The sequence below is a fragment of the Algoriphagus aurantiacus genome, assembly GCF_035156405.1.
GTDB classification, from domain to species: domain Bacteria; phylum Bacteroidota; class Bacteroidia; order Cytophagales; family Cyclobacteriaceae; genus Algoriphagus; species Algoriphagus aurantiacus.
Genome location: NZ_JAXRUT010000044.1, coordinates 1 through 24,118 on the forward strand (window position 1 = coordinate 1; position 24,118 = coordinate 24,118).

General features: G+C 40.2%; 16 protein-coding genes and 2 pseudogenes. 10 read left to right on the forward strand and 8 right to left on the reverse strand.

The genetic code is table 11. The features are described from left to right. The 6 genes and pseudogenes from SYJ56_RS24630 to SYJ56_RS24655 form a co-directional block, all read right to left on the reverse strand. Positions 1 to 220 (reverse strand): annotated as a pseudogene (locus tag SYJ56_RS24630) (PadR family transcriptional regulator); the annotation flags it as partial. 834 nt (positions 221 to 1,054) lie between these two features. Then, positions 1,055 to 3,286: a hypothetical protein gene (locus SYJ56_RS24635; RefSeq protein ID WP_323838846.1), complete on the reverse strand. Its 2,232-nt coding sequence runs from the start codon at positions 3,284 to 3,286 to the stop codon at positions 1,055 to 1,057. Positions 3,287 to 3,371: 85 nt separating this feature from the next. Beyond that, positions 3,372 to 4,928 carry a RagB/SusD family nutrient uptake outer membrane protein gene (locus SYJ56_RS24640; RefSeq protein WP_323838848.1) on the reverse strand — a complete coding sequence of 519 codons (1,557 nt, stop codon included), beginning with the start codon at positions 4,926 to 4,928 and terminating at the stop codon, positions 3,372 to 3,374. 10 nt (positions 4,929 to 4,938) lie between these two features. Continuing rightward, a complete protein-coding gene (locus SYJ56_RS24645; protein ID WP_323838850.1) occupies positions 4,939 to 8,520 on the reverse strand; it encodes a SusC/RagA family TonB-linked outer membrane protein in 3,582 nt (1,193 codons plus the stop codon). 121 nt (positions 8,521 to 8,641) lie between these two features. Then, positions 8,642 to 9,730, reverse strand: a complete 1,089-nt coding sequence (locus tag SYJ56_RS24650; RefSeq protein ID WP_323838851.1) for a FecR family protein — start codon at positions 9,728 to 9,730, stop codon at positions 8,642 to 8,644. 4 nt (positions 9,731 to 9,734) lie between these two features. After that, on the reverse strand, positions 9,735 to 10,370 hold the full coding sequence (locus SYJ56_RS24655; protein ID WP_323838853.1) for an RNA polymerase sigma factor: 636 nt from the start codon (positions 10,368 to 10,370) through the stop codon (positions 9,735 to 9,737). A 295-nt stretch (positions 10,371 to 10,665) separates the two neighbouring features. Here SYJ56_RS24655 and SYJ56_RS24660 point away from each other — a divergent pair, with 295 nt between their 5' ends. The 8 genes from SYJ56_RS24660 (at position 10,666) to SYJ56_RS24695 (ending at position 21,161) form a co-directional block, all read left to right on the forward strand. Beyond that, positions 10,666 to 10,992 (forward strand): PadR family transcriptional regulator, encoded by a 327-nt coding sequence (locus SYJ56_RS24660; RefSeq protein ID WP_323838855.1) that lies wholly within the window; start codon positions 10,666 to 10,668, stop codon positions 10,990 to 10,992. Beyond that, positions 10,992 to 13,631 (forward strand): ABC transporter permease, encoded by a 2,640-nt coding sequence (locus SYJ56_RS24665; RefSeq protein WP_323838857.1) that lies wholly within the window; start codon positions 10,992 to 10,994, stop codon positions 13,629 to 13,631. Before SYJ56_RS24660 ends, SYJ56_RS24665 begins: the two co-directional genes overlap by 1 nt. 32 nt (positions 13,632 to 13,663) lie before the next feature. Then, the gene (locus SYJ56_RS24670; RefSeq protein ID WP_323838859.1) at positions 13,664 to 16,252 is read left to right on the forward strand and encodes an ABC transporter permease; all 2,589 of its coding nucleotides are present in this window, start codon (positions 13,664 to 13,666) and stop codon (positions 16,250 to 16,252) included. A gap of 46 nt (positions 16,253 to 16,298) precedes the next feature. Next, a complete protein-coding gene (locus SYJ56_RS24675; protein ID WP_323838861.1) occupies positions 16,299 to 16,538 on the forward strand; it encodes a hypothetical protein in 240 nt (79 codons plus the stop codon). Between the two features lie 80 nt (positions 16,539 to 16,618). Further along, entirely contained in the window at positions 16,619 to 16,870 is a 252-nt protein-coding gene (locus SYJ56_RS24680) for a hypothetical protein (protein WP_323838863.1), read from the forward strand. A gap of 754 nt (positions 16,871 to 17,624) precedes the next feature. Continuing rightward, entirely contained in the window at positions 17,625 to 18,032 is a 408-nt protein-coding gene (locus tag SYJ56_RS24685; protein WP_323838864.1) for a response regulator, read from the forward strand. A gap of 18 nt (positions 18,033 to 18,050) precedes the next feature. Next, entirely contained in the window at positions 18,051 to 19,583 is a 1,533-nt protein-coding gene (locus SYJ56_RS24690; protein ID WP_323838865.1) for a sensor histidine kinase, read from the forward strand. A gap of 546 nt (positions 19,584 to 20,129) precedes the next feature. After that, positions 20,130 to 21,161, forward strand: a complete 1,032-nt coding sequence (locus SYJ56_RS24695) for a helix-turn-helix domain-containing protein (RefSeq protein ID WP_323838867.1) — start codon at positions 20,130 to 20,132, stop codon at positions 21,159 to 21,161. 518 nt (positions 21,162 to 21,679) lie between these two features. On the opposite strand, the gene SYJ56_RS24700 is transcribed toward SYJ56_RS24695, so the two are convergent. Further along, positions 21,680 to 22,132, reverse strand: coding sequence for a hypothetical protein (locus SYJ56_RS24700; protein WP_323838869.1), 453 nt, complete (start codon positions 22,130 to 22,132; stop codon positions 21,680 to 21,682). Between the two features lie 553 nt (positions 22,133 to 22,685). Between SYJ56_RS24700 and SYJ56_RS24705 the strand changes: the two genes are divergently transcribed. Then, a complete protein-coding gene (locus tag SYJ56_RS24705) occupies positions 22,686 to 23,207 on the forward strand; it encodes a YciE/YciF ferroxidase family protein (protein WP_323838871.1) in 522 nt (173 codons plus the stop codon). A 65-nt stretch (positions 23,208 to 23,272) separates the two neighbouring features. After that, positions 23,273 to 24,010: an SDR family NAD(P)-dependent oxidoreductase gene (locus tag SYJ56_RS24710; protein WP_323838873.1), complete on the forward strand. Its 738-nt coding sequence runs from the start codon at positions 23,273 to 23,275 to the stop codon at positions 24,008 to 24,010. 13 nt (positions 24,011 to 24,023) lie between these two features. Here the strand turns inward: SYJ56_RS24710 and SYJ56_RS26100 are convergent. Next, positions 24,024 to 24,118, reverse strand: a pseudogene (locus SYJ56_RS26100) (IS982 family transposase); the annotation flags it as partial.

Below are 24,118 nucleotides of genomic sequence, written 5' to 3' on the forward strand. Positions count from 1 at the left end.
GACGCCCTGCCCGTTCTTCTGTGGATTCACCGGCAAACGATTTCAAATAGCCTTTATTCTCCATCCGATTCAATGCAGTGTGAAGTGCCCCCATGCTGACTGAGCGTTTCAACCTTGATTCAATTTCATCTTTGATCGCCACACTATAGGCGGCATTGTTCAGGATTCCTATCGTGAGGATTACAATCTCCTCAAACTCTCCTAATTGATAGTCTTTCATCTGTTATAATTTGATTTTTATTGGTCATTACCTGTCCCGAAAATCGGGGTGGAATCTCGCACCGTGGATAATCATCTCTCTGTGTGACTTCAGAGTCATGCTCGACTTCATAACAAACAGAATAATATCTAAATGTAGGAATAATAATTATGCCAGACTTTTATAGACTATTTTGAGCTATTGAGAGGGATTTGTAAGCTGGTCTTGTCCGTAAAAGGACAGAAATGATCGGATTTGGGATTTTCAAAAAATAGCTCATTCCTGTATTTTAGGCCGAGATCTTCTTCCGATAGACTGATATATATCAGCTTATTTTAAACATGGNTAGCTCATTCCTGTATTTTAGGCCGAGATCTTCTTCCGATAGACTGATATATATCAGCTTATTTTAAACATGGATCAGCAACGTGTTCAAAAAAATAGTCTCCCCTCCTTACACTATCTTCCCAAACCCTTTAAAGTCTTATCCATCCAACACAGCACCCAACTTCTTCTTTCTGCTCTTATTGGCCTCTGCTTAGTTCAAGGATCATAATCAGATTCAGCAGCTTTACCTTCACACTCGGATTTTGAATTAGGCTTCGTTATGAGAGCTAAAATTTCAAGAAAAGCAGGCCGTCATGAGACTAAGGCCAAGCACCAATATGTTGGATAAGGATAAGCAGGTAAACAAACAGTAAATAACCTCCCCTTCCTGTGAATTCTAATAAATACAATCAAGCTTAGAATTGTAAAAATTCTGCTGAACTTTATATAGCTGATTTTCAATTACTTAATTTACTTATTTTTTTAACAAGGATTGAATTTCAGATAAAAGCAGAAAAATTTTAAAGCTTATAAATTTTCCTGCTCCCAAACTAATTCATAGTAAAAAGTATGATGAAGCTTTCCCGACAACTTGGCATATCCTTGGTTCATTTCTATTGATTCCCCTGTCCTTATTCCTTCGTGGTTTAAGATATAAATTTTTGCATTACGCCTTGCTTTAAAGTTCAAGGTTAACTCAACGGGCTCTAAAAGTATGGGAGCTCTTCCTAAAGATACCAGTTCCTTATTCCCATCATCGTATATCATACCCGTATTTCGGCTCCGTGCTAGGGTAGTAATCAAGACAGATTTCGATTCTTTTATACCTAGCCGTCTATCCAGACTTGTTATAAAAATTACAGCAAAAGAGTTTTCTGTTTCTATATCGAGCAAATCATAATTATAAGTGGAATCTTGCTCCAGAAACCCTACTAACCCAACAGTCGCAGCAGTATTAACTTTAAAAAACCCCTTTCCAGAAGTATTCCAGTTCAACTCTCCTGTCTCTGATACAATTTCATTTCCTTCTATTTTCCCAGTATCAAAGGGAATGGTCTCCATGGCATTTTCTGTAAAATCCACCACCACTCTTCCATAGGCCAGAGCTTCAAGCGGCAAATCGCTCTTGAAAGACTTCACATCATGATCCTGAATAATTTGCTCAGAAAAATCAAGATTGCCAGATCTCAGTTGCTCTAAACTGACATTTCTAGTGTGAACAACCGGACTTTCTGTGATATCACCCCTATAGATCATCCTTGCCAACGCTGGATAAAGGCCAATCTGTGAAGGCACATCAGGATTGTAAACTCCCCCTCCGGGAGATTGTATTGTTTCGGTAAAATAAGGATGGTCAGAGCCAAAAGCATAAGATGCATCCCAACCCTGTAAACCCATTCCGTAAACAGCTATCAAAGGAGATGCCTCCACTGTATATTCGTTTGGAATCAGACTCATCCATTCTGAAAAGGCAAAAGGCCTATCTAACACTTGCTGAAACCCTGTTCCTAATAGTCCAGAGCCAGGTTTAGTCAACATAGATTCAGATTTATATTCTCCTGTCTGCATTCTATGTCCTCCTACACCACCTCCGAAATAATTATGTCGATCAATAAATCCAGTTTTATAATCAGCATATAAGTTGTAAAAATGAGTCAACCCGCTTCCTGCCTGCCAGCAAGATCCCACGATAGTTCCTTTATATCCCGTATTTCTGATTGCTTCTACAAATCTATTATAAAACTCCATCTGCTTAGTAAACAAAAATTCCGCTTTGTCCAGGTAATGTTGAGGCAATTCTTTGCCGTTATTTTCAGCATTAAAATAAATTGCATCAAATTGGGAATGATTTGGAACAGGGTAAACAGTCCCTTCTTCTAAGGACTCATTTGCGGGTAGGTTATCATTCCCCCATTCCAGTCTCAGGGTCTCTGTTGATCCGTATTTATCCGACAACCATTCCGAAAACTGCTGACAAAGTAACCTATGATAACTAGGAGTCTGTTTTAAGGTTTCCTCCATTGCTCCCCAATAGATGTTATCCTCATTTTGCAGTTCTATAAAAGTCAAAGCAGGATCTTCAGCATATTTCAGCCCCGTTTTAGGATTGACATGATTCAACATATTCACGGTCAATTCAATATTCAGCGCCTGCAAATCAGGGGCAAAATTGACAATACTTGCCGTGGTACCGTTAAGATGAGACCATGGGAATTTTGTGTTTACTATTTCCTCATATGCCAATACACGACTCTTGTCTGCCGGGCCTAGCTTATGCCCATAGATATGTGACCAGCCATAATAAATTCCATTTTCTTTGAGGGCAGCTAAAAAATAGTCCATTTTATCATACAGATCTCCTCGAATCACAGTAGAAGAATCACCCTTTGCAGCATGCCAGGTAAACTTATGAAATCTAACTGAGTTGATTCCGTATTTTGAAAGGTAAGAAACGTACTGATCCGAGGTTTCCGAATCGGAAAATATTCTTTCCGACGAAATATTCACGCCCCAAAACTTTACAGGTGTACCATCTTCAAATTCAAATCCTGAATCTTTCATCCGGACAAAACCGTGTTTTCCTGCAGGCTTGTCTAACCAATCCCTCATCCCGATCACGGAAGGACCAGTAGGATCATTTGTTGAATTGACGAGTGGAAACCATTCGGTTGTGTTTTCCTGTGCATATAAGGAAAATGATTGATGCAAATAAATTGACAAGATTAAGACGAACAACTTTTTGAAATTATTACCAGTCATGTTTCTTGGTTAAATAGTTAAAGTTTGGAAAAAATGCTATCCCAAAATTTGGGACAGCTTTTCATTAATTATAAACCTCTGTGCTTTAATAACCAGGATTGTTGACTGTAAAGGCAGCGTTTCTATCCATTTCAGACTGAGGAATAGGCAGCAACAAGTGTTTTGGATAATCAAATTGCATGGTTGCAGATAAATCTGTACTGAAGTGTTCTATGCCTCCCCCCCAGTTTTGAAGACTGATATCACCTTTGGAGTCCCATCGCTTCAGGTCATTGAACCGCATATTTTCTTCACCGCAAAGCTCCACGAATCGCTCGTCCATAATCCATTTTAGGACTTGCTGAGAATCAGTTTCAGAGCTGGGATAATCCGCAGGAATACCGCTGGAATATTCTATGGATTCAGCCCATTCCCTGGCACGGGTTCTTACACGATTAACCAATTCGATTGCCTCAGCATTTGAACCTCCCGACTTAACAATGGCTTCAGCGGTGAGTAAAATCAAATCTGCATATCTCAAAATCCTGGGATTATTTAGGGAAGTGGGCATAAAATCAGTTGCTGGCTTATCAAATGGAGCTTTTCCATATTTGGTAAAATACCGGTCTCCATCCACGAAAAATGCAATCCTTGGGTCGTCCCCGTACCTATTAAATAACTTCTCCGTCACCTTCCAAGTTTGGCCGCCTATATTATTATTACTGACGTTATTTCCTGTATCAAAGAATCCCCAGAAAGCAGCCATGGATTCTACTCCTCTCCAAGCTCCGTCGTTTTGCAAATAAGCATTGCTCAGCCCTCCGGGAGGCCGCCCAGACTGAAACTCGAATAATGACTCCTCGTTGTTTATCTCGAAGGCAGAGAAATTATCTGTGTAGGCATCCGTAAGCTGTCGCGAAATTGATCCGAAAAGTTGAACTGCTTTGGAGTAATCAGCAGAATTTCCGGAATAATCACCTCTGAAGACAAGACTTTTCAAAAGGAAACCATTCGCAGCATCTCTTGTAGCTCTGCCATTATCTTCAGAAGGCCAAGTTTGAGGAAGCAAAGTAGCAGCTTCTTCAAAATCAAGAATTGCCCGATCTAATAATTGAGTTCCTTCGGAAGGGGGAGTATTCACTTTATCCCGATCAGATATACGCTCAGTGACTAATGGGGCTTTTCCATACATGTTAAACAGATTGAAATATGCCAAGCCACGAAGAAAAAGTGCTTCACCTCTATTTACCTGAACCATTGCCGGGTCCTCAAATCCACCAGTATCAATGGTCTCCGACTTTTCAATGATCACATTGCATCGTTGAATCATTCGATACGTCCGTTCATAGTAATAGGTGACCTTATCATTAGAAGCGGTAAGTCCCGCAAAGAGCTCAAAGGCAGCTCTGTTTCCTCTATCCTCGGTGATATCGTCTCCTCTCATGTGATAAATCTCATGAAGAAAATTGTTCCCACGAAAAAAGTAATAGTCAGTCAGTGTGGCGTATGCACTGATGACAGCTAGTTCAAACTCTACATTGTTTGTAAAGAAATCATTTTCTGTCACACCGATAGGCTGCGCATCGATACGATCAATATCACAGGAAGAAACTGAAAGTCCCAATACAGCACTTAGTATATAATATTTTATTGATTGTTTCATTTTCGTAGAATTAAAAGCGAGCATTTAGACCAAAACTGTAACCTCTCGGTAGTGGATAGGTGTCATTCAGCGGGTCTATTCCCTGCCAGTTTGTAATCAGAATGTTGTTTTGTCCGCCGATGTATATCCTACACCTTTGAATTACATTTGATTTTTCTAGAAACTTAGCTGGCAGGGAATAGCCTATTTGCCAGGTATTCAACCTGAGAAAACCGGCCTGGTCCACAAATCGATCTGAATACCGGTTATTTCTGGCAGGGTCGCCAGCTACACCTCTGGGGATATTTGAATTGGGGTTCTCAGGAGACCAGGCATCCAATACAGTCGGCCAATAATTTGACCCTGCACCACTCGCACCCTCAAAACTTGCCCTCACACTATTGTATTTGTCCACATCACCTTCACCGTAGAAGTTAGCTGACAAATCAAAATCCCAGAAGGTGGCTGATAGGTTAATGCCATATACATGGCCTGGTATGGTATTACCAATCTCAGTTCTGTCATACTCATCGATATATCCATCAGGAGTAGTGCTGTAATACGGTTCCTCTTCGGTTCCTTGCCCACCAATATCATTGAAAAAAAGGTCTCCGGGATCCACGTATTCAACATCAGGGATATTTCTATCTTCTAGATTAGCATAGTATTCTTGAATTTGTCCTTCATTCTGAAACAGCCCTCCCACCTGGTATCCCCAAATATGGCCTACAGACCGGCCTTCCTCCACCCTTCCAAATCGGGTATTTAAAGGCTGACCTTCATAGAGGCTGAGCACTTCATTATGTAGGAAGGTGATATTACCTGTCAGGTTTACTGAAATATGCTGGTTGAACTGATGCGTATAACCCAGATCCAATTCAAGCCCTCGGTTTCGCAGCGATCCCACGTTAAATGCCGGAGAGTTTGTACCTACCGAAGGAGGAAGATTTACAAACTGGAGAATACCATCAGTCTCTCTGTTGAAATATTCGACTGTAGCGTTTATTTTGTTATTGATGAACAAGCCTTCAAATCCAATATTGGTTGTAGTGACAACTTCCCAGGTAAAGTTCCGGTTAGGAAAACCCGGTACAGTTCTTCCCGTATTATAATTTCCATAAATATTAGACGGATCTTTACCGAAGGTATAGGAACCCTGGTTTGCGACTGTGGATAGATAGGCAAATTGCCCTACTACGGCTTCATCATTGCCTGCCTCACCCCACCCTGCTTTGATTTTCAGGTCATTTATCCAGGCAACATTATCCATGAATGCTTCTGAACTGATTCTCCATGCCCCAGATACTGCATAGAAATTACCCCATCTCAAATCTTTATTATCAGGAAATCCTGAACTTCCGTCTCTTCTAAATGATAAATCCAGGTAATATTTACTGTCATAATTGTATCCAGCTCTACCTACATAGCCGTACCAAAACCTTTCATTATTTCTTCCTGCAAAACCAGTAACATATTGTTGTTCATTGGCAATACCTGCTCGATAGAAATCGTCTGTTCCAACATTAGTAGTACTAAGATCTTTATTAAACTGCTTGATAAATTGCTCCTGAATCCCTACTAGCATATCCACGCTATGCTTTCCGAAAGCCTTCTGGTAAGAAACTGTAAAATCACCCTGAAAATTAAAAAACCGGTTATTTCTATATCCTAAAGTGGCATATGAGGCCCCATTTCCAATTGAACTAGGGTCTTTACCACTGATTTGGTAATATTCTCCACTTACAGGGTCAAAATGTGTCCTTTCCTGTGTTGTCAAATCCAAGCTTAGCCCTCCTCTTATCACCATCCCCTCAAAAGGTAAAACCTCTACATAACCTTGGGCTAGATTTCTAAGCAATTCAAATTCTTTCTCATCTATTTCCAAGAGTGCTGGAAAGTTATTTCTAGTCCCGGCCCCATAAAATCTAACAGGGCTCCAAGTGTCAGATCCGTCTGGATATGTATCTACAGGTCTTGCATAACCATACTCATCATTTGGATCATATATAGGCTGCCATGGCAAAAATGCAGCTGCTCCGGTCAAATCCTGAACATCATTGTCCTGAGCAGTTTGGTAAGACCCACGATAGGTAAGCCCAACATTGATGTAATTACCTATCTTGGAATTGATATTAAAGGTCAGGTTAAATCTTTTGAAATCACTTCCCTTCAACACACTCTCCTGATTGTTATAGCCAACTCCTACCATATAATCTGTATCCTCATTGGCACCAGAGATTCTCATATTGTAAAGCTGGTTTAAGGCATTTTTCTGACGAACCCGTTGCTGCCAATTATAATTTCCAGGAGACTCTCCGATATAAAATTGATTCATTGGATCTAACTGAGGATGAAAACCATTTCGCTGATTGTTAATATTGGTTTCATTTCGGCCATAAAGATTGTTTTCCAGGGTCAGGTCAGGATTTGAGTTAGCATTAAAAATATTCCTATAAAATGGAATCAATTGCTCTGAAGTCAATAGATCAAACTCTGGGATGTTTTGCACAGTGGTAACCGCATCAAATTCTACCACACTTCTTCCTTTTCTACCTTTTTTGGTTGTGATAAGCACCACACCATTTGCTGCCCTGCTGCCATATATAGCTGCTGCTGAAGCATCTTTCAATACAGATATACTCTCAATATCCTGTGGATTGATCATGGAAAAGGGATTTATGTTGCCTATTAAATCCATGTTGCCAGCAGTCGGGGTGGATAAAATCTGTCCATCGACCACATACAATGGCTGAGAGGCACCGTTCCAAGTACCGATACCCCGGATAAAAACCTGAGGGGCATCAGACGGATTACCGCTGGTGTTCACAACTCTCACCCCTGGAGTATTGCCCTGCAATGCAAATTGAGGGGAGGTAAAAGGAACCCGTTCTATTGCTTTTGAATCCACAATGCCGATAGAGCCGGTGATATCTTTTTTCTTCCGCTCTCCAAAACCTACCACTACCACTTCGTCAAGTGCCTGAGCATCTTCCTCCATCGTGACATCTATAACTGATTGATTACTAACATCAATCCTTACAGATTCATATCCTATAAAGGAAAACACTAAAACCGACCCTTCATCGGCATTGATTTCATACTTACCATCACTATCTGTGACTGTGCCAGTGGTGGTTCCCTCGACTAGTATAGTCACACCCGGTAGAGGAATACCAGTGGCATCCCGCACAATACCGGTGACAGTAATTCTTTGAGCATCCTGTATGGATACATTTTGATTTTGCCCAGTGGGATTTTTCCTTACATGTATATTATCATTGACCTGGACAAAACTAAGATTAGTCTCCCTAGCCAAATCTTCCAGCACCTTATATACACTGCGGCGAGAATTGGGAACGGATACTTTCTGAGATATATCAATCATGGAAGAATTGTAAGTGAATACAAATCCTGACTGTTTTTCAATTTTTTTGAAGAGAATTTCCAAGGAAGTATTTTCCACACCTACTTCTACCAGTACTTTCTCAATATTCTTGCGCTGGGCGCTTCCGGAATTGGCGAGAAGTACCGTGCAGAAAATCAATTGAAAAATGAATCCGTAAAGTATCCTTTTAGAAATCATAATGAGTTGTCCCCGTATATTATTTTCCATATTTTTGTTATTGGTTTAAGTTATTAATCTCTTGAACTTTTGCCTGAAATGGTTAGCGCTACTACAGGCAAACTGAATGAAGGCAGTCAGAAATTCTCCCCAGAATTTCTGCTGCTTTTTTTTACGGGCTATGTGATTTTGACATGGTTTTATTTGATTTGTGATTATTGTATATATCAACTTTATTGTCTTTTATCTTAAAATTGATATTAGAGGTCAACTGTATACCTTTCAGAACATTTTGCAGACTTTCATCATGGTATTCTCCGGTGTATGACCATCCTTTTTTGAACTCTCCATGTACAGTGATTTCGATTCCATACCAGGTTTCTAGCTTTCGTTTCACACTAGGAAAATCATTATTCCTAAAAATTAAGTTGTTATCCTTCCAACCAGTAATTTCCAACGAGTCAAATGGGGATTTAAAAAATTTACCTGTCTCATCCATCACCAGCATTTCAGATGGGGCAAGCATCACCTGATTCCCGGCGTAATCATTGACTTTCACCTTTCCACTTACCAAGGCTACGGTGAGTCTATTCTCTAAAGAATGGTTGACATTAAAGCTTGTCCCCAGTACTTCTACCTTTGCTTCCCCTAGCTCTACAACGAAGGGCCTCATTTCTTTTTCTACCTCAAAATAGGCTTCGCCTTTTAGGTAAACAGCCCGCAAAGTATCAGAAAATGAGCTTGGGTATTTGATTTCAGAGTTTGAATTCAAATAGACTTTTGTTCCATCAGAAAGACCAACCAATATTTTTTTTCCGCTATCTGCCCTCTTTGAAATCCATTCTATTTCCCCATCACTCTGCTCTGAAAAATTCTTGTTTTCGTAAATAGCCCATGAAAAAAAACAGACTAAGAGAATAGCCGCCACCCGGCGTACTGAAAAAAAAGAGTACCATTTCCCCGGTTGTTGAACTGACAATTCAGCATCATTGACTTCCTTTTCAGCTTTTATAATATTCTCAAAAATTTCTATGTAGTCGTCATTGGTAAGAGAAACCGTTCGCTTGTAATGTAGAGATCTCACAAAATCTGCTGCTTCTAATACTGTCTGACGCTTATGAGGATTTATCTCAAGCCACTTCTCCCAAAAATGGTTGGTGTTTTCTCCAGGGGATTTTACCCATTCTACAAAATACTCGTCTGCTACAAAATCCTGAAACCCGTAGTCAACAAACTTCTTATTTATGATGATATTAGACATTCGATTAAATACCAGTTGGTTTGATTAATTCCTTTAATGAGGAAAGCGCTCGATAGATAAGTTTTCTGGCTGATTTCACTTCAGCGAAATTCATAAGTGCAGCAATCTCCTTGTAGCTAAGTTCGTCCACGTAGAAGAGCAACAGCGCTTTCCTTTGCTTGCATGTTAATTGCTCAAGCCCCTTCTGGAGATTCTCCTTTCTCTCTAGGGCTGATTCATTTCTAATCATATTAGTTTCTACAGAAACCTCGATGAAAAAATTATTTATAAGGAACTCTCCATCAAGTCCTTCCGATCTTACCTCTTTTTTTAAACTTTTAAGGACTTCCCGCTGAATTGAGCGGAATAGGTAACCTTTAATGTTGGTGACTTCACTGAGCTCGCCCCGCTTCATTCTGAGATAAATAAAAAGATTCTGGATACAGTCTTTAACTAAATCACTGTCACAGGTAAATTGGCATCCATACTGATACAGATCCTGTATGTGAGTCCTATAAATAAAATTAAAAGCCATTTCATCGCCCCTATCAAATGCATGCCAGATTTCTCCATCTGTTTTTCTCTCAAAGATCCGAATGGTTTCAAGGTGCTTTATTTGAATAAAACTGGAATCAGGCTTAATCTTTGGGTTATTGCTCATCTAAAATTGGTGTTCCTTCCCTTTCCTAAAATTAAGAGGAAGTAATTCAACAATATGACCCCATAATATTCTAAAAATTTTACATTCACTTAAATATTATTACCAAGAGCAATCTAAAGCCTATAGATAAACTTCTAAACTAGCGATGGAGTCATAACCTGAAAGCGTAAGAAAACATTGATTTCAGTTGAATATCCAGGTATTGTATGCAGTAAAAAATAAAAATAAATTCATTTACTTAACAAACATGAATTAAATACATTAGTTTTACTTTTGTTAAGTAAATAAATCCAACATGGCACAACATTCACTGGGCGAATTTGAAGAGCTTGTATTGCTGATGGTAGCATCCTTGCACGATGAAGCATATGGAGTATCAATCCTATCGGGGTTGGAAAAAGAACTGAAAAAATCCATGAACATCAGTTCGGTACATGTCGCATTGAAACGGATGGAAGACAAGGATTTCGTCAGATCAAGATATGGCGGAATTACAGAGGAACGGGGCGGCAGGCGAAAGAAATATTATGTAATCACTGCCTTGGGCAAGCGGGTTCTGGATGAACAGTACATCTTGAGAAGCACTATCTATAATCGGATTCCCAAAATCTCCTTTGGCTGATGTATCCTCCCAAAAAAGCACTTGCATTCCTCCGCTGGTTTTGTCGCGAGGATTATTTGGAAGAGATCGAAGGTGATCTGATTGAGGTGTTTGGCAAAGAGGTGGAAATCTCTCCGAGAAAGGCGAAGTGGAAATTTTCCTGGAGTGTGCTCAAATACTTTAGACCGGGATTTATCAGGTCGTTTAACAATTCATATCAACCCACTCCATTTGCTATGTATAAAAGTTATTTCAAGATCGGTTGGAGGAATCTATTGTACAATAAAGGCTACTCGTTGCTCAATATCGCAGGTCTTGCCATTGGAATGATGGTGGCAATAGTGAACGGACTTTGGATCTGGCACGAATTCTCCTACAATAAATATTTTGACAACTACGGGAGAATTGCCCAGGTTGTGGAAGTTGGGTTGGATCACGATAAGGGAGGGACTTATATGTATAATTCTATGACTTACCCTCTCGGTGAAGATCTAGTCGAAAAATATAACCATCAGTTCAAACGGATTGCCAGAGCTAGCCAAAGACAGGGAAAAATCCTGACTGCCGGAGAAATTAAAGTCAACTCCACCGGACTCTATATTGATGAGGATGGACCTGAGCTTTTTTCACTACAGATGCTTGATGGTACACGAAATGGACTTACCGAGATGCATTCGGTTATGCTGGCAAAGTCAACGGCAGATGCGCTATTTGGTTCGAAAGAACCTATCTACCAAACCATCCGGATCAACAATGAAACAGATGTTATCGTATCCGGCGTATTTGAAGATTTTCCCCAAAACTCCGAGTTCAGTGATGTGAAGTATTTTGCTCCCTGGAGCTTATATGTATCGGAAAATAAATGGATTCAAGAGCATGCAATGACCGATTTGCGAAATCACTTTCTTGAGATCTATGTGGAGATTGAAAGCGATGACACATTTGAAACAGTCAGCTCACAAATTAAAGGTGCTTTGCTATTCGTTCCCGAAGATTTTGATGATGCCAAAAGAAGAAATGCCGAACTTGATCTTTACCCCATGAGCGACTGGCACCTCTATCCACCCGGACTTCGCAGCGGTCAAATGGAGCCCGTGCTAATGCTGAAGTTGGTGGGTGCAGTTGGTGCTTTCGTGCTGGCGCTCGCCTGCATCAACTTCGTCAACTTAAGTAAAGCCCGGGCAGAAAAGCGGGCGAAGGAAATAGGAATCCGTAAGGCCATTGGCTCCATTCGCAGTCAGCTGATCAATCAATTTTTCACCGAGTCTTTTCTGGTTGTAATTTTCTCCTTCTTTCTCGCCATGATTTTGACTGTACTGGTCTTGCCGGGATTTAACCATATCGCTTCCAAAAACATGGAGATCCCTTTGGACAACGGCTGGTTTTGGGCAGCAGCTTTTGGTTTCGTACTATTCACAAGTGTGCTAGCCGGATCTTATCCAGCGTTTTATTTATCCTCTTTCAATCCTATCCGGGCACTGAAAGGAAGCTTCCGCATCGGGCGATTAGCTTCCTTGCCCAGAAAGGTTTTGGTGGTATTTCAATTCTCTATCTCCGTAATCCTGATAATCGGAACCATCGTGGTGTATGGCCAGATCCAATATGCCAAAGACAGACCGGTAGGTTACGACCGTGAAGGGCTGATTATGATGCGCAAACAGTCAACTGACTTTAACGGAAAGTATGAAGTGTTACGTCAGGAATTGAAGAATACCGGTATGGTATCAGAAGTCTCCGAATCCATGGGTTCTGTTACCCAAATTTACTCAGGCAACAAGGGGTGGGATTGGAAAGACCGAAAACCTGAAGATGTGGGGGATTTTGCAACGCTTTCAGTTTCGCACCTGCATGGCAAAACAGTGGGCTGGCAATTTGTTGAAGGCCGGGATTTTGATCCGGGCATATCAAGTGATTCGCTGGGCATTGTTATCAATGAATCTGCCCTCCATCGCATGAATCTCCAATATCCTATAGGCGAACCTGTGAGCTGGACATGGAGGGGAGACAAGGACAATGTCCTAAACTATAAAATCCTGGGAGTGATCAAAGACATGGTAATGGCTTCTCCCTATGAACCAGCCCGGCCAACCATCTTTTATGTGAAAGGGCACAATGGGAACCCGAACTGGATCAACATAAAAATCAATCCACAGGTAAGCGCCAGTGAGGCCTTACCCAAGATTGAATCGGTATTTAAAAAAGTCATCCCCTCAGTTCCATTCGAATACAAGTTTGCCGATGAGGAGTATGCAGCCAAGTTTGGCAAGGAGGAGAGGGTCGCCAACATGGCTTTCATCTTTGCCGGTTTAGCCATAATTATCAGCTGTTTGGGATTGCTGGGATTGTCTTCTTTCATGGCCGAAACCCGGACAAAGGAAATTGGCATCCGTAAAGTGCTGGGTGCATCAGTCGCTGGCTTGTGGACCATGCTCTCCAAAGAGTTTGTTTGGCTTGTATTTATCTCATGCATTGTGGCAACCCCCCTGTCCTATTATTTGATGGCTGGATGGCTGCAAAATTTTATCTACCGCACCGACTTATCCATTTGGGTGTTTGTAGCAACCGGCATGGGTGCGATTGGCATCACTTTGCTCACCATCAGTTATCAAGCGGTCAAAACTGCCCTTATGAACCCGGTAAATAGCCTTCGGTCAGAGTAAGCTTTCGCTGCCAAAAACCTTTTCACCCACAGATGAAAACCTCTCCTCCAAAACGTCCACTTCAATTCCTTCGCTGGTTTTGCCGCGAGGATTACCTCGAAGAGATTGAAGGTGACCTGGTGGAGGTATTTAGCAAAGAGGTGGAAGCCTCTCCCCGCAAGGCAAAATGGAAGTTTTCTTGGAATATCATCAAATACTTCAGACCGGGGTTTATCAAATCAATGTCAAACTCATACCAACAAAATACCATGGGCATGTACAGAAGCTATTTTAAGATCGGCTGGAGGAACCTTTTGAAGAATAGGACCTTCTCCTTGATAAATATTTCAGGACTCACCCTTGGTATAACCTGCAGTGTTTTGATTGCACTTTGGGTACATGATGAATACAGCATGGATGCCTTTCATAAGGATTTGGACCGCATCTATACCATCACCAGTACGGAATACTCGGGCAATGAAATTACCTATGGGGGTTATGATACACCAGGACTATTAGGTGAAGAATTAAAGAGAGTTATGCCGGAGGTTGAATACGCGGTCAATCATGTAAACGATTACAGTACTTTTGGAGTAGATGACAAGAAGGTGAAGCTTTCCGGAATTTCGGCCGGAGCCGATTTTTTCAAAATATTTTCTTATCCTTTACTTTTCGGATCACAAGAAGCTGCCCTACGTTCCCCTGAAAGCATAGCTATATCCCGGAATATGGCAAACCTATTTTTTGGAAGTCCCGAACTTGCTATACACCAATCTGTTCGGTTTGAAAATTACAGAGACTTAAAAGTAACTGCTGTATTTGAAGATCTGGGGAACAACGTTTCTGAGAAATTTGAGTACGTAATGAATTGGGACTTCCATATTGAAAGAAATGAATGGTTGAAAGTTTGGCATAATAGCGGACCAACTACCTTCATCAAACTTCGCGAGCATGCAAACGCTGAGGCACTCAAACCGAAACTTCAACATTTCATAAAAAACTATGATGATGAATATTCTGATCTTGATCGCTTGGAATTGAGCATGCAGCCCTTTGGGGAGAAATATCTGCATTCCAATTTCAAAGAAGGCAAAGTAGCTGGAGGTCGAATAGAATACGTGCGGCTCTTCAGTTTGGTAGCTGTTTTCATCCTGCTTATTGCCTGCATCAATTTCATGAATCTGAGTACAGCTAGGTCACTGAAAAGAGCCAAAGAAATCGGAGTCCGAAAAGTAAACGGAGCGCTCAAGACCTCATTGATCAGTCAATTCTTGCTGGAGGCCCTTCTACTGACTTCGCTTGCGGTATTGTTTGCCATTGTAGCCATCTTGATTTTACTGCCTCAATTCAATCTGCTTACAGGCAAAAATATTCAAACTCCTTTCTGGGATGGAAGATTCTGGATAGGTATGCTCGTATTGACATTGGTCACAGGAGTCGTTTCAGGAAGCTACCCCGCATTTTTACTATCTTCATTTAAACCAATTTCCGCAATAAAAGAAGAAGTAAAAAATAGTCTTTCTTCCCTATTTTTCCGAAAAGGATTGGTCGTGTTTCAATTTGCTTTGTCTATCATTTTTATTGTAGGCATGATGGTGATCGCGGAGCAGGTAAATTATATTCAAAACAAAAACCTGGGGTATCAAAAAAACAATCTCATCTATTTACCCTTATCGGGAACCATTGCTTCCAATTTTAACACCTTCAAACAAGAAGCCCAAAAAGTTCCCGGTATCCTTGAGATCAGCCAAATGTCCTCCCGTCCTCTACGTCTTGAAAATACGACCGGAAGTGTAGAGTGGGAAGGCAAGGCACCTGACACCAAACCTGTTTTTGTACAGGTTGCAGTTGGGTACGATTTTGTAAAAACGATGCAATCAACCATCCTTGCCGGTAGGGACTTTTCTGAAAACCATGCGGATTCCACCAATTACCTGATCAACGAAAAGGCATTGAAAATCCTTGGATACCAGGATCCTATCGGGATGCCGCTTACTTTTTGGGATATCAAGGGAACAATAGTGGGTGTAGTGAAAGATTTTCACTTCAATTCCCTGCACGTCCCTATAGAACCTTTAGTAATCAGGTTGAACAAAGGGTACTCATGGGGAGTAGCCCTCATCCGGACCGACCCGGAAAAGACATCCGAAGTAATCGAATCATTGGAAGTACTTCACAAAAGTCTAAATCCCGACTTCCCATACGCTTACCAGTTTGCAGATGATGAATACGCCTCTTTATATTCCAGCGAACAAGTAGTCAAGAAGCTTTCAGGCTATTTTGCGTTTCTGGCAATTTTTATTTCATGCCTGGGATTGTTGGGACTGGTGATATTCTCCTCAGAGCAGCGGGCTAAGGAAGTCGGAATCAGGAAAGTTTTGGGAGCAAGTGTCACCCAGATAACAGCACTTTTATCTAAAGATTTTATGAAACTTGTATTTGCTGCTATCATCATATCTGCACCTCTTGCCTACTTCGTTATGAATGATTGGTTGGAGGGATTTGAATACCGGATCACTATCCAATGGTGGGTATTTATTGCCGCTGCTGCGGGTGCAGTTATCATTGCTTTGTTGACCATCAGTGTACAGGCAATAAAAACAGCTGTGGCAAACCCGGTAAAAAGCCTTCGGTCAGAGTAAGCCTTCATCGCCGACACTATCCAAAACAAATTCAATCCTAAAACTGGTGAATCATCAAGATTATTTGCCTGTGTATTGCCAGCATTTCGGAGTTTCCAAAGACATGAATGCAGGCAATCCGCTCTACCAAAGTGCCCGGGTAAACTCTTTGCAAAAGGCAGCTGATTATCAAAATCCTGAAGACGAAACTCAGGAACCGAAAAAAAAGGTCAATAAATCTAAAGGTGAGCTGATCCCAACTCTTCCTCTCTTTAAAGGCTCCCCAAAAGAAGAGAAAGCTGGATAAGGAAGATCGGGAACGGCTTATGGATCACCATGCCACTTGTACTCTTTAGCAAAAACGGGCGGACCCATCCAAAAAACCAAATGGACATTGAAAAATTTATGTCAGCAGGGAAGCAAACAACCACTACCGACACTTCTGCCCTATCCTTCCGATGTGGAAACCTGATCAATTCCAGGAATGTGTTCCAGCATTTTTATCCCTATTTCGACGTGATGAATATTGATTTGGAAAAAGAACTAAATGCAAGCCTCACAAGAACTTATTCTAGTGATTTAAATGACCATATAGATGATTTAAGCATCTCACTTCTGCTCTCAAAGACAATCATGTAAGTGTCAGGGGTTCTGTAAACCCCTATTCGCACCGCCCATCGATGTAGCATGGATAGAGCAAACTGGTCATCACCGAGGTATATGATCCCCCACTCTCTACCATTAAAAATCTAAAAACTAGCGAGTTACAATCCGAAAAATTGTCAACTCGATTTTTTTATTGTCTAACACGATCTTAACGTATTGATTATCAATAACTAATTAGTTTTTATAAAAGATCTGACTCCTGAGGATACCACATGTGAAAAGTGTCTTTGTAGCCTTTAATCGTGGACAACCCCCTATAATTTTCATAGTTGCCTGTAATTCCAGTGCGTCATTCGTGTAGTTCACTTACTCGAATGACGCACTGAGATTGTTATAGATTACTGATTTTCAACATAATAAATGATCATCGGCGAGTGGCAAAGAAACGAGGCAAATAAAAAGAGTTATCTCATCGTCTGAATAGACTGTCTTATTCAGAAACGAGTCAGGGAAATGATATACATAAATCCCCCGCTCTGGGCGAAATAACTTGGCTGAGCGAAATACCTTCCTCCTCTCTATTACAAAAAGAATTAGTGCAGGCATAATAGAAGATCACATCAGAAAGCTTTATAAGGTTGGATTTTTCACCCGGATACCGCTCCTATTGACATCCTAAATGACTTGCCCACCCTAGTTTTTATCCAGATTCTCAGTACAAAAAGCTGCAATAAATCCCCTTATCTTTAAGAACAATATCTGAATTAGAAAAACTGGAAATTCAAGAATGGGAGAAATAAGAAGATGCTTGATGATTGATGATGACGAAGATGATCATGAATTATTTAAGATGTGCCTGAAAACAATAAGTAAGGACATAAGCTGCATGGGTGTCTTCGATGGACAGCAAGCTATTGATTTGCTGATGTCTAACACCGGGTTTGTTCCCCATTATATTTTTCTCGACGTAAATATGCCAAAAATGAACGGCATCGAATGTTTAAGATTGCTCCGTAAGCTCCCTAACTTGAGGAATACCAAAATATTTATGTACTCTACGACTTCAGAAAAGAGTGTTTTGGAAGAAAGTAAAAAATTGGGAGCAAAAGATTACATCGTAAAACCAACTAAAACGGCCGAATTAAAAGAAAAGCTGAGTCATATCTTTGAAACTGGTCCGGAAATAGGCAAATAACTATTCTTAATAAGTAAAATGGACAATTACGTTGATAAGAATTCAGAAAGTGGGGATGGTCTTTACAAAAAGATTATAGAAGAAATCAGGGATTATGCCATAATCTTATTAGATAATAATGGAATTATCAGAAACTGGAACAAGGGAGCTGAGAAAATTAAACTATACAGAGAAAATGAAATCCTAGGCAAGCACTTCAGTATTTTTTATCTGCAGGAAGACCTTGAAAATAACTTGCCTTTGAAGCTGCTTACAGAAGCGAGGGATACCGGTCGGGCTGCTCAGGAAGGATGGCGGAGAAGAAAAGATGGTTCAAAATTTTGGGGTAGCATTACAATTACTGCATTGCACGATGATGATGGCAAAGTGATTAGTTATTGTAAAATGACAAGGGACCTGACTGAAAAGAAGATTTTTGAAGACACATTAAAAAGAAGCGAACAACGGTATCATCAGATGATTGCAGAAGTGGAAGATTATGCAATAATACTATTAGATGTAGATGGGATCATTAAAAACTGGAACGCTGGTGCTGAGAAAATCAAAGGATATAAGAGTAGTGAAATTATAGGAAAGTCATTCTATCTATTCTATACCGACGAAGATCGAGAGAAGGGCTTGCCTGAAAAGTTATTAAACATTGCAAGAACAAAAGGAAAGGCAACCCATGAAGGATGGCGTGTCAGAAGAGACGGTACTAAGTTCTGGGGACTGGTAGTAATCACTGCATTGCATGATAAAAACAGGGGCATTATTGGTTTTTCAAAAGTCACCCGAGACCTTACACAACAAAAAATAGCCCAAGAACAATTAGATGCCTATACCCGTGAACTGGAATTCCAAAATAGCGAGTTGGAACAGTTTGCATATGTTGCTTCCCATGACCTACAGGAACCATTGCGGAAAATCCAGACATTTTCTGAACTTATAAAAGAAAACTTTAACGATAAAGAATTCACCCATAGGTATTTAGACAAATTACAAATTTCGGCAAAAAGAATGTCGGAGCTCATCAAATCCCTGTTGGAGTATAGCCGCATTTCCAAAGAAAAAGATAGATCATTTCTGGAAGAAGTAGACCTAAACTCAGTCGTCAAAGATGTTCTGCTAGATTTCGAATTATTAGTAGAGGAAAAACAGGCAATAATTGACTGTGAGTTGTTGCCGTCGGTAACAGGAAACCGACTGCAACTGGGTCAACTATTCGCAAATATTATCAGCAATTCGTTAAAGTTTTCAGAAGTTAGACCAGTCATAAAAATACGGTCACAACTAGTTTCAAGAAGCAATATTGTAAATCCCCCTGAATTTCTCATAGGTACTAAGTACACTCATATTACTGTGGAGGATAATGGAATTGGATTTGAACAAAAATATAGCAATCAAATCTTTTCCTTATTCCAGAGATTGCACGGAAAGAATGAATTTTCAGGTACAGGGATCGGCTTGGCATTGTGCAAGAAAATCGTCGAAAACCACAATGGATTTGTAAACGCTACAAGTAAAATAGGCGAAGGCTCTACGTTTAACATCTATTTACCGGCGCAATAAACCAGGCGATAATCCAGAGCAAAACCACCAATTTTAACTCGGACTATGCATTAGGATTCGTAACGAGGGTTCAAATTGCAAGAAAATCAGTCACTTTGGAGATCGAGTCGTAGCACCGCTACGGTGAGAGCGAAAAGTGATGCATAGCGGCTGATTTTGAAGCAGTTTGAAGCCGTAGTAGATTTTCTAATGCATAATGCGGGTTTAAGGTAAATAACTCTAAATTAGAAAGGTGGTATAAGGACTTTTTGCAGTTTCCTGATGTAAACTCAATATGGAAGATTAGGAAGCAAGGAATCGGGAAGTTGGAGAGTTTAAAACCAGTATCCACTTTCGATGTCTTAGAAATCCATTAGTTCTTATTTCAATTCTCTTCTCCCTATTCTCTAGACTCTGCCAAATAGACTTTCTACAAACGTGCCAGTCAAAAAGTACTGAATTTTCCATTATTGCAGTCTTTAAACCAATTGAGAATAAAACTTGGACACTTTTGTTCACTCCTGTGCAGACTGGTGAATTTTGAAATCTTTAATAACTTGGAGCTATATGAGAAAGCTTCACATCCATTCGCTCCCACTGAAGGAGGTAATTGCTGATATAGCCTTTGGTTTAGAAACCAGCTTTGCTAATGATTGCGGAGAATATACTGTCCAGATCCCCGCAAAATGGGGCAGAGGAATCATCAAAGGGACTGATTTTGAAGGAGGTTTAGGGGTTCTGATCTACGAATGCATGTTCCATACCGATCTGGAAATGAGCTTTTCGGTAAATTTGACCCATCCCTTAAAATTCCTATTCTGTCTGGAAGGAAATATATCACATCATTTCGAACAAGATGAGGAAAGACATTCTCTTCATCGATACCAAAATATCATCGTTGCGAGCAAGGGCCATAATGGTCATGTATTACATTTCAGAAAGGATGTTTTCACTGAAATCTATAGTCTTGAAATAGACCGAAACAAGTTTAAAGCCAAAATATCCTGTGAATTGGACAGGACAAAACCAAACCTCCGCAAAATTTTTGAGGATGAAAAAGCTACTCAATCTTTCTACTACAACGGGCTATATAGTCTGGTTCTTGGGGAAACATTTGATGAAATGAAATCGCAAAAGTATGATCACCTCATCAAAAAAATGTCCTTGGAAAGCCAGGCCTATCGGATGCTTGTGCAACAACTCATTCAATACGATGATGACTCTGAAGGAAATTTGGATAAAAAGATTCTGAGAAAATCGGAAGCCCATGCGATAAAAGAAGCAGTAGAGATCATGAAGATGGAACTTGATACTGTAAACTCACTAAATATAATAGCACAGAGAGTGGGACTTAGCTCAAAAAAATTCCAAAACGGATTTCGCCATTTTTTTGGAAAAAGCGCTAATGAATACCTACAATTTTTGAGAGTAAACCTAGCAAAGGATCTATTGGTAAACACGGACAACAGTCTACAAGAAATCAGAGATAAAGTGGGATTTAGCAGCCAAAGCTACTTTACAGAGTTGTTCAAAAAAATGTATCACATCACCCCCTCTAACTTTAGGAAAGAACATAGAAAAAACCTGCAGAGCAACTAACTGAATTTTTAACACCTGAATCTATATGGTGACACACTAGATGTGTTTCTTTTAAAGATAAGCCCCAAGTCTTTATATTTTATATGTATATCCGCTTTCTACCAGTAGGAATTCAAAGCACCATAAGAGATGGTAAACTCAAGAATTAAGGCCACTTTGGCCTGGCCGTTGTGGCGGGTCTCCCGAGCTATCGGGACGTCTTCGGCCTGCCTCGCCGTGGCGGGTCTCCCGTCAACCTCAGCAAAGAAAATAACATCACTGGCAACATTGCGGATAATCATAATATTTTACCTGTATATCCGCTTTTCTACCATTAAAACAGTAAAAGCATCATAGGATTCGGAAAACACTAGCATCAAGGCTACTTCGGTCACCCCTGCCTGCCGGCAGGCAGGCGTCTTCGGCTTGCCTCGCTGTGGCGGGTCTTCCAACCAGTAAAACAAAGAAAATATAGCTACTGGCATCATTGCGGATAATCATAATATTTTATATCCGATTAATCAAAAAACAGGTAATGGTTAAGGCATACAATCCTGTCCATGGTCCTTTCTTTGCATGGTTTCCTGCACACGGATATAGGCAAGCTTACATGCATCAATAAAATCCCTGGCCCAGAAACTGCCTACAATCTCTCCGCTTTTAAGCACTTCATACGTAAAAAGTTTACCATCAGGGATAGCCATACTATCTCCCAGACTGATTTCTAAAATCTGCAAATCCCCATTCATGCGGACATTAAATACCTCCATTTGGCTTTCCTTTTGCCCAAATTCCGGGTCAATTGGGATTTCAAGATAACTCAGAAGCTTAGTTGTTTTATCCGAAGAATACGATTCAATCCACTCCTTACATTTCCTCTCATCGCTGAAAACTCCTTCTATTCTAAACACAGGTAAGTTGCCTTCCAATTGCTTGGAACAAATTTTCATCAGAAGATATTCCCCTGAAAACACCACAAATACGCTACCCATTTATTTCCTTCTTAAAATCACACTGAATATAGCACCCACGTTTTAACGGAGATGCATATTACATGCTTTTCAGATAATTCAATGTCGATTTTGGATCAATAAATAACGATATAGATTCAAAGTTTATGGAGATCTACCTAGTGATCATGTTTCCTGTTTTTTGCAATGATAAGTGTACGCATTTTATTTATTCTGTGACAATGCTTTTACATTCCACTGCACAGGAATGCGTCTTTCCTCCCCTGTCAATTCTAACATATAGGAGTCAACATGAAGGGCACCTAAATTTTTTGGCGATCAACTTGAAAAGAACTGATAGGGATTAATTCAATCTCTAAAGCTCTCTTAATAATCCTCCTTTCACAAGCGACTATTCTTCTCAATTTGCTGACTTCTTTCAACAAGTTGAATAGCAGAAAAACATGCTCCAAAAATCCAAAAAGAAATAGATGGCTTTGATCCTTAAAGAAGAGGCATAAATGAATACGCATATATGGTGGCCTTTAAATTGGAAATACTGATTTAATATTTTAACCAACAAACAAAAGTCATTATGATAACTCAAACAAAACCTTCCAAAAAGGAATCAAAATTCCAAAAGCTTTTCATTGATGAGATAAAAGATATCTATTGGGCAGAAAAGCATCTAGTAAAAGCATTACCTAAAATGAGTAAAGGCGCTACTTCTTCAAAACTCTCAGCAGCTATTGACAAGCATTTAGCGGAGACTAAGGAGCACGTGAACCGTCTGGAAGAAGTATTTGATATTCTAGGTGTGAAACCACAGGCGAAAAAATGTGATGCGATGGATGGTCTCGTTAAGGAAGCGGAATCTATTCTCGAGGACACTGATGCCGATACTATGGTAAGGGACGCAGGAATAATCATCGCGAGCCAAAAAGTGGAACATTACGAAATAGCTTCGTACGGAACATTGGTAGCGTTTGCAACTAAGATGGGCTTAAAGGATGCTGCGAAAATTCTCAGTAAAACATTAAATGAAGAGAAAGAAACTGATTCCAATCTCACAAAAATGGCCGAGTCAGAAATCAATGAAGAAGCTGCCAGCGAGTAGACAAAGAATGGGGTGGATTATTTCACCCCATTTTTTTATTTCAATCACTTTATTCTATTGACCACATGAAAAATATCACCGACCAAGAAATGGATCCCCAGCCTGAGTATTTAAAGAAAGATTACAAAGGAAGCGGCTTGCTCAAAGATAAAGTAGCAATTATTACCGGAGGAGACAGCGGAATCGGAAAAGCAATAGCAGTACTCTTCGCCATAGAAGGAGCCAAGGTTATTATCACGTATCATACCTCTGATAAGGACGCTAAACAGACGCTTCGTGAAATAGAAGAAAAAGGCAATAAAGGCATTATGATAAAGGGTGATTTGAGTGAAAGTAAGCATTCTAAGGAAATCATCCAGAAGGCCATAAGTGAGTTTGGCCAAATAGATATTCTGATCAATAACGCAGCAATACAATTCCCGCAAGATGATCTTACAGACATCAGCGATGAACAAATTCAAAAAACATTTGCTACCAATATTTTTGCCTACATGTATTTATGTAGAGAAGCATTACCCCACTTAAAAGAAGGGGCATCCATCATCAACACAACCTCTGTCACTGCTTATAAAGGCAACGAAAGATTAATTGATTACTCAGCAACTAAAGGCGCGATAGTTAGTTTTACCAGATCTCTATCTGCTAATCTCGCCCATAGGAAAATTAGGGTTAACGGGGTGGCGCCGGGTCCCATTTGGACGCCACTAATTCCTTCAACTTTTCCAAAAGAAGACGTAGAAGGATTTGGAAAAGATGTACCACTCAACCGCCCCGGACAGCCTTCCGAAGTTTCGCCCTGTTAACCTGAGTTCGATTTTAAAAAGCGGCTAATTGATTTGTTTCGACGGGTTGATAGTTGATTGCTGGCTTTTTAGGGAAGAAGGAATAGGCAATTAATCCAGAAATAAGGT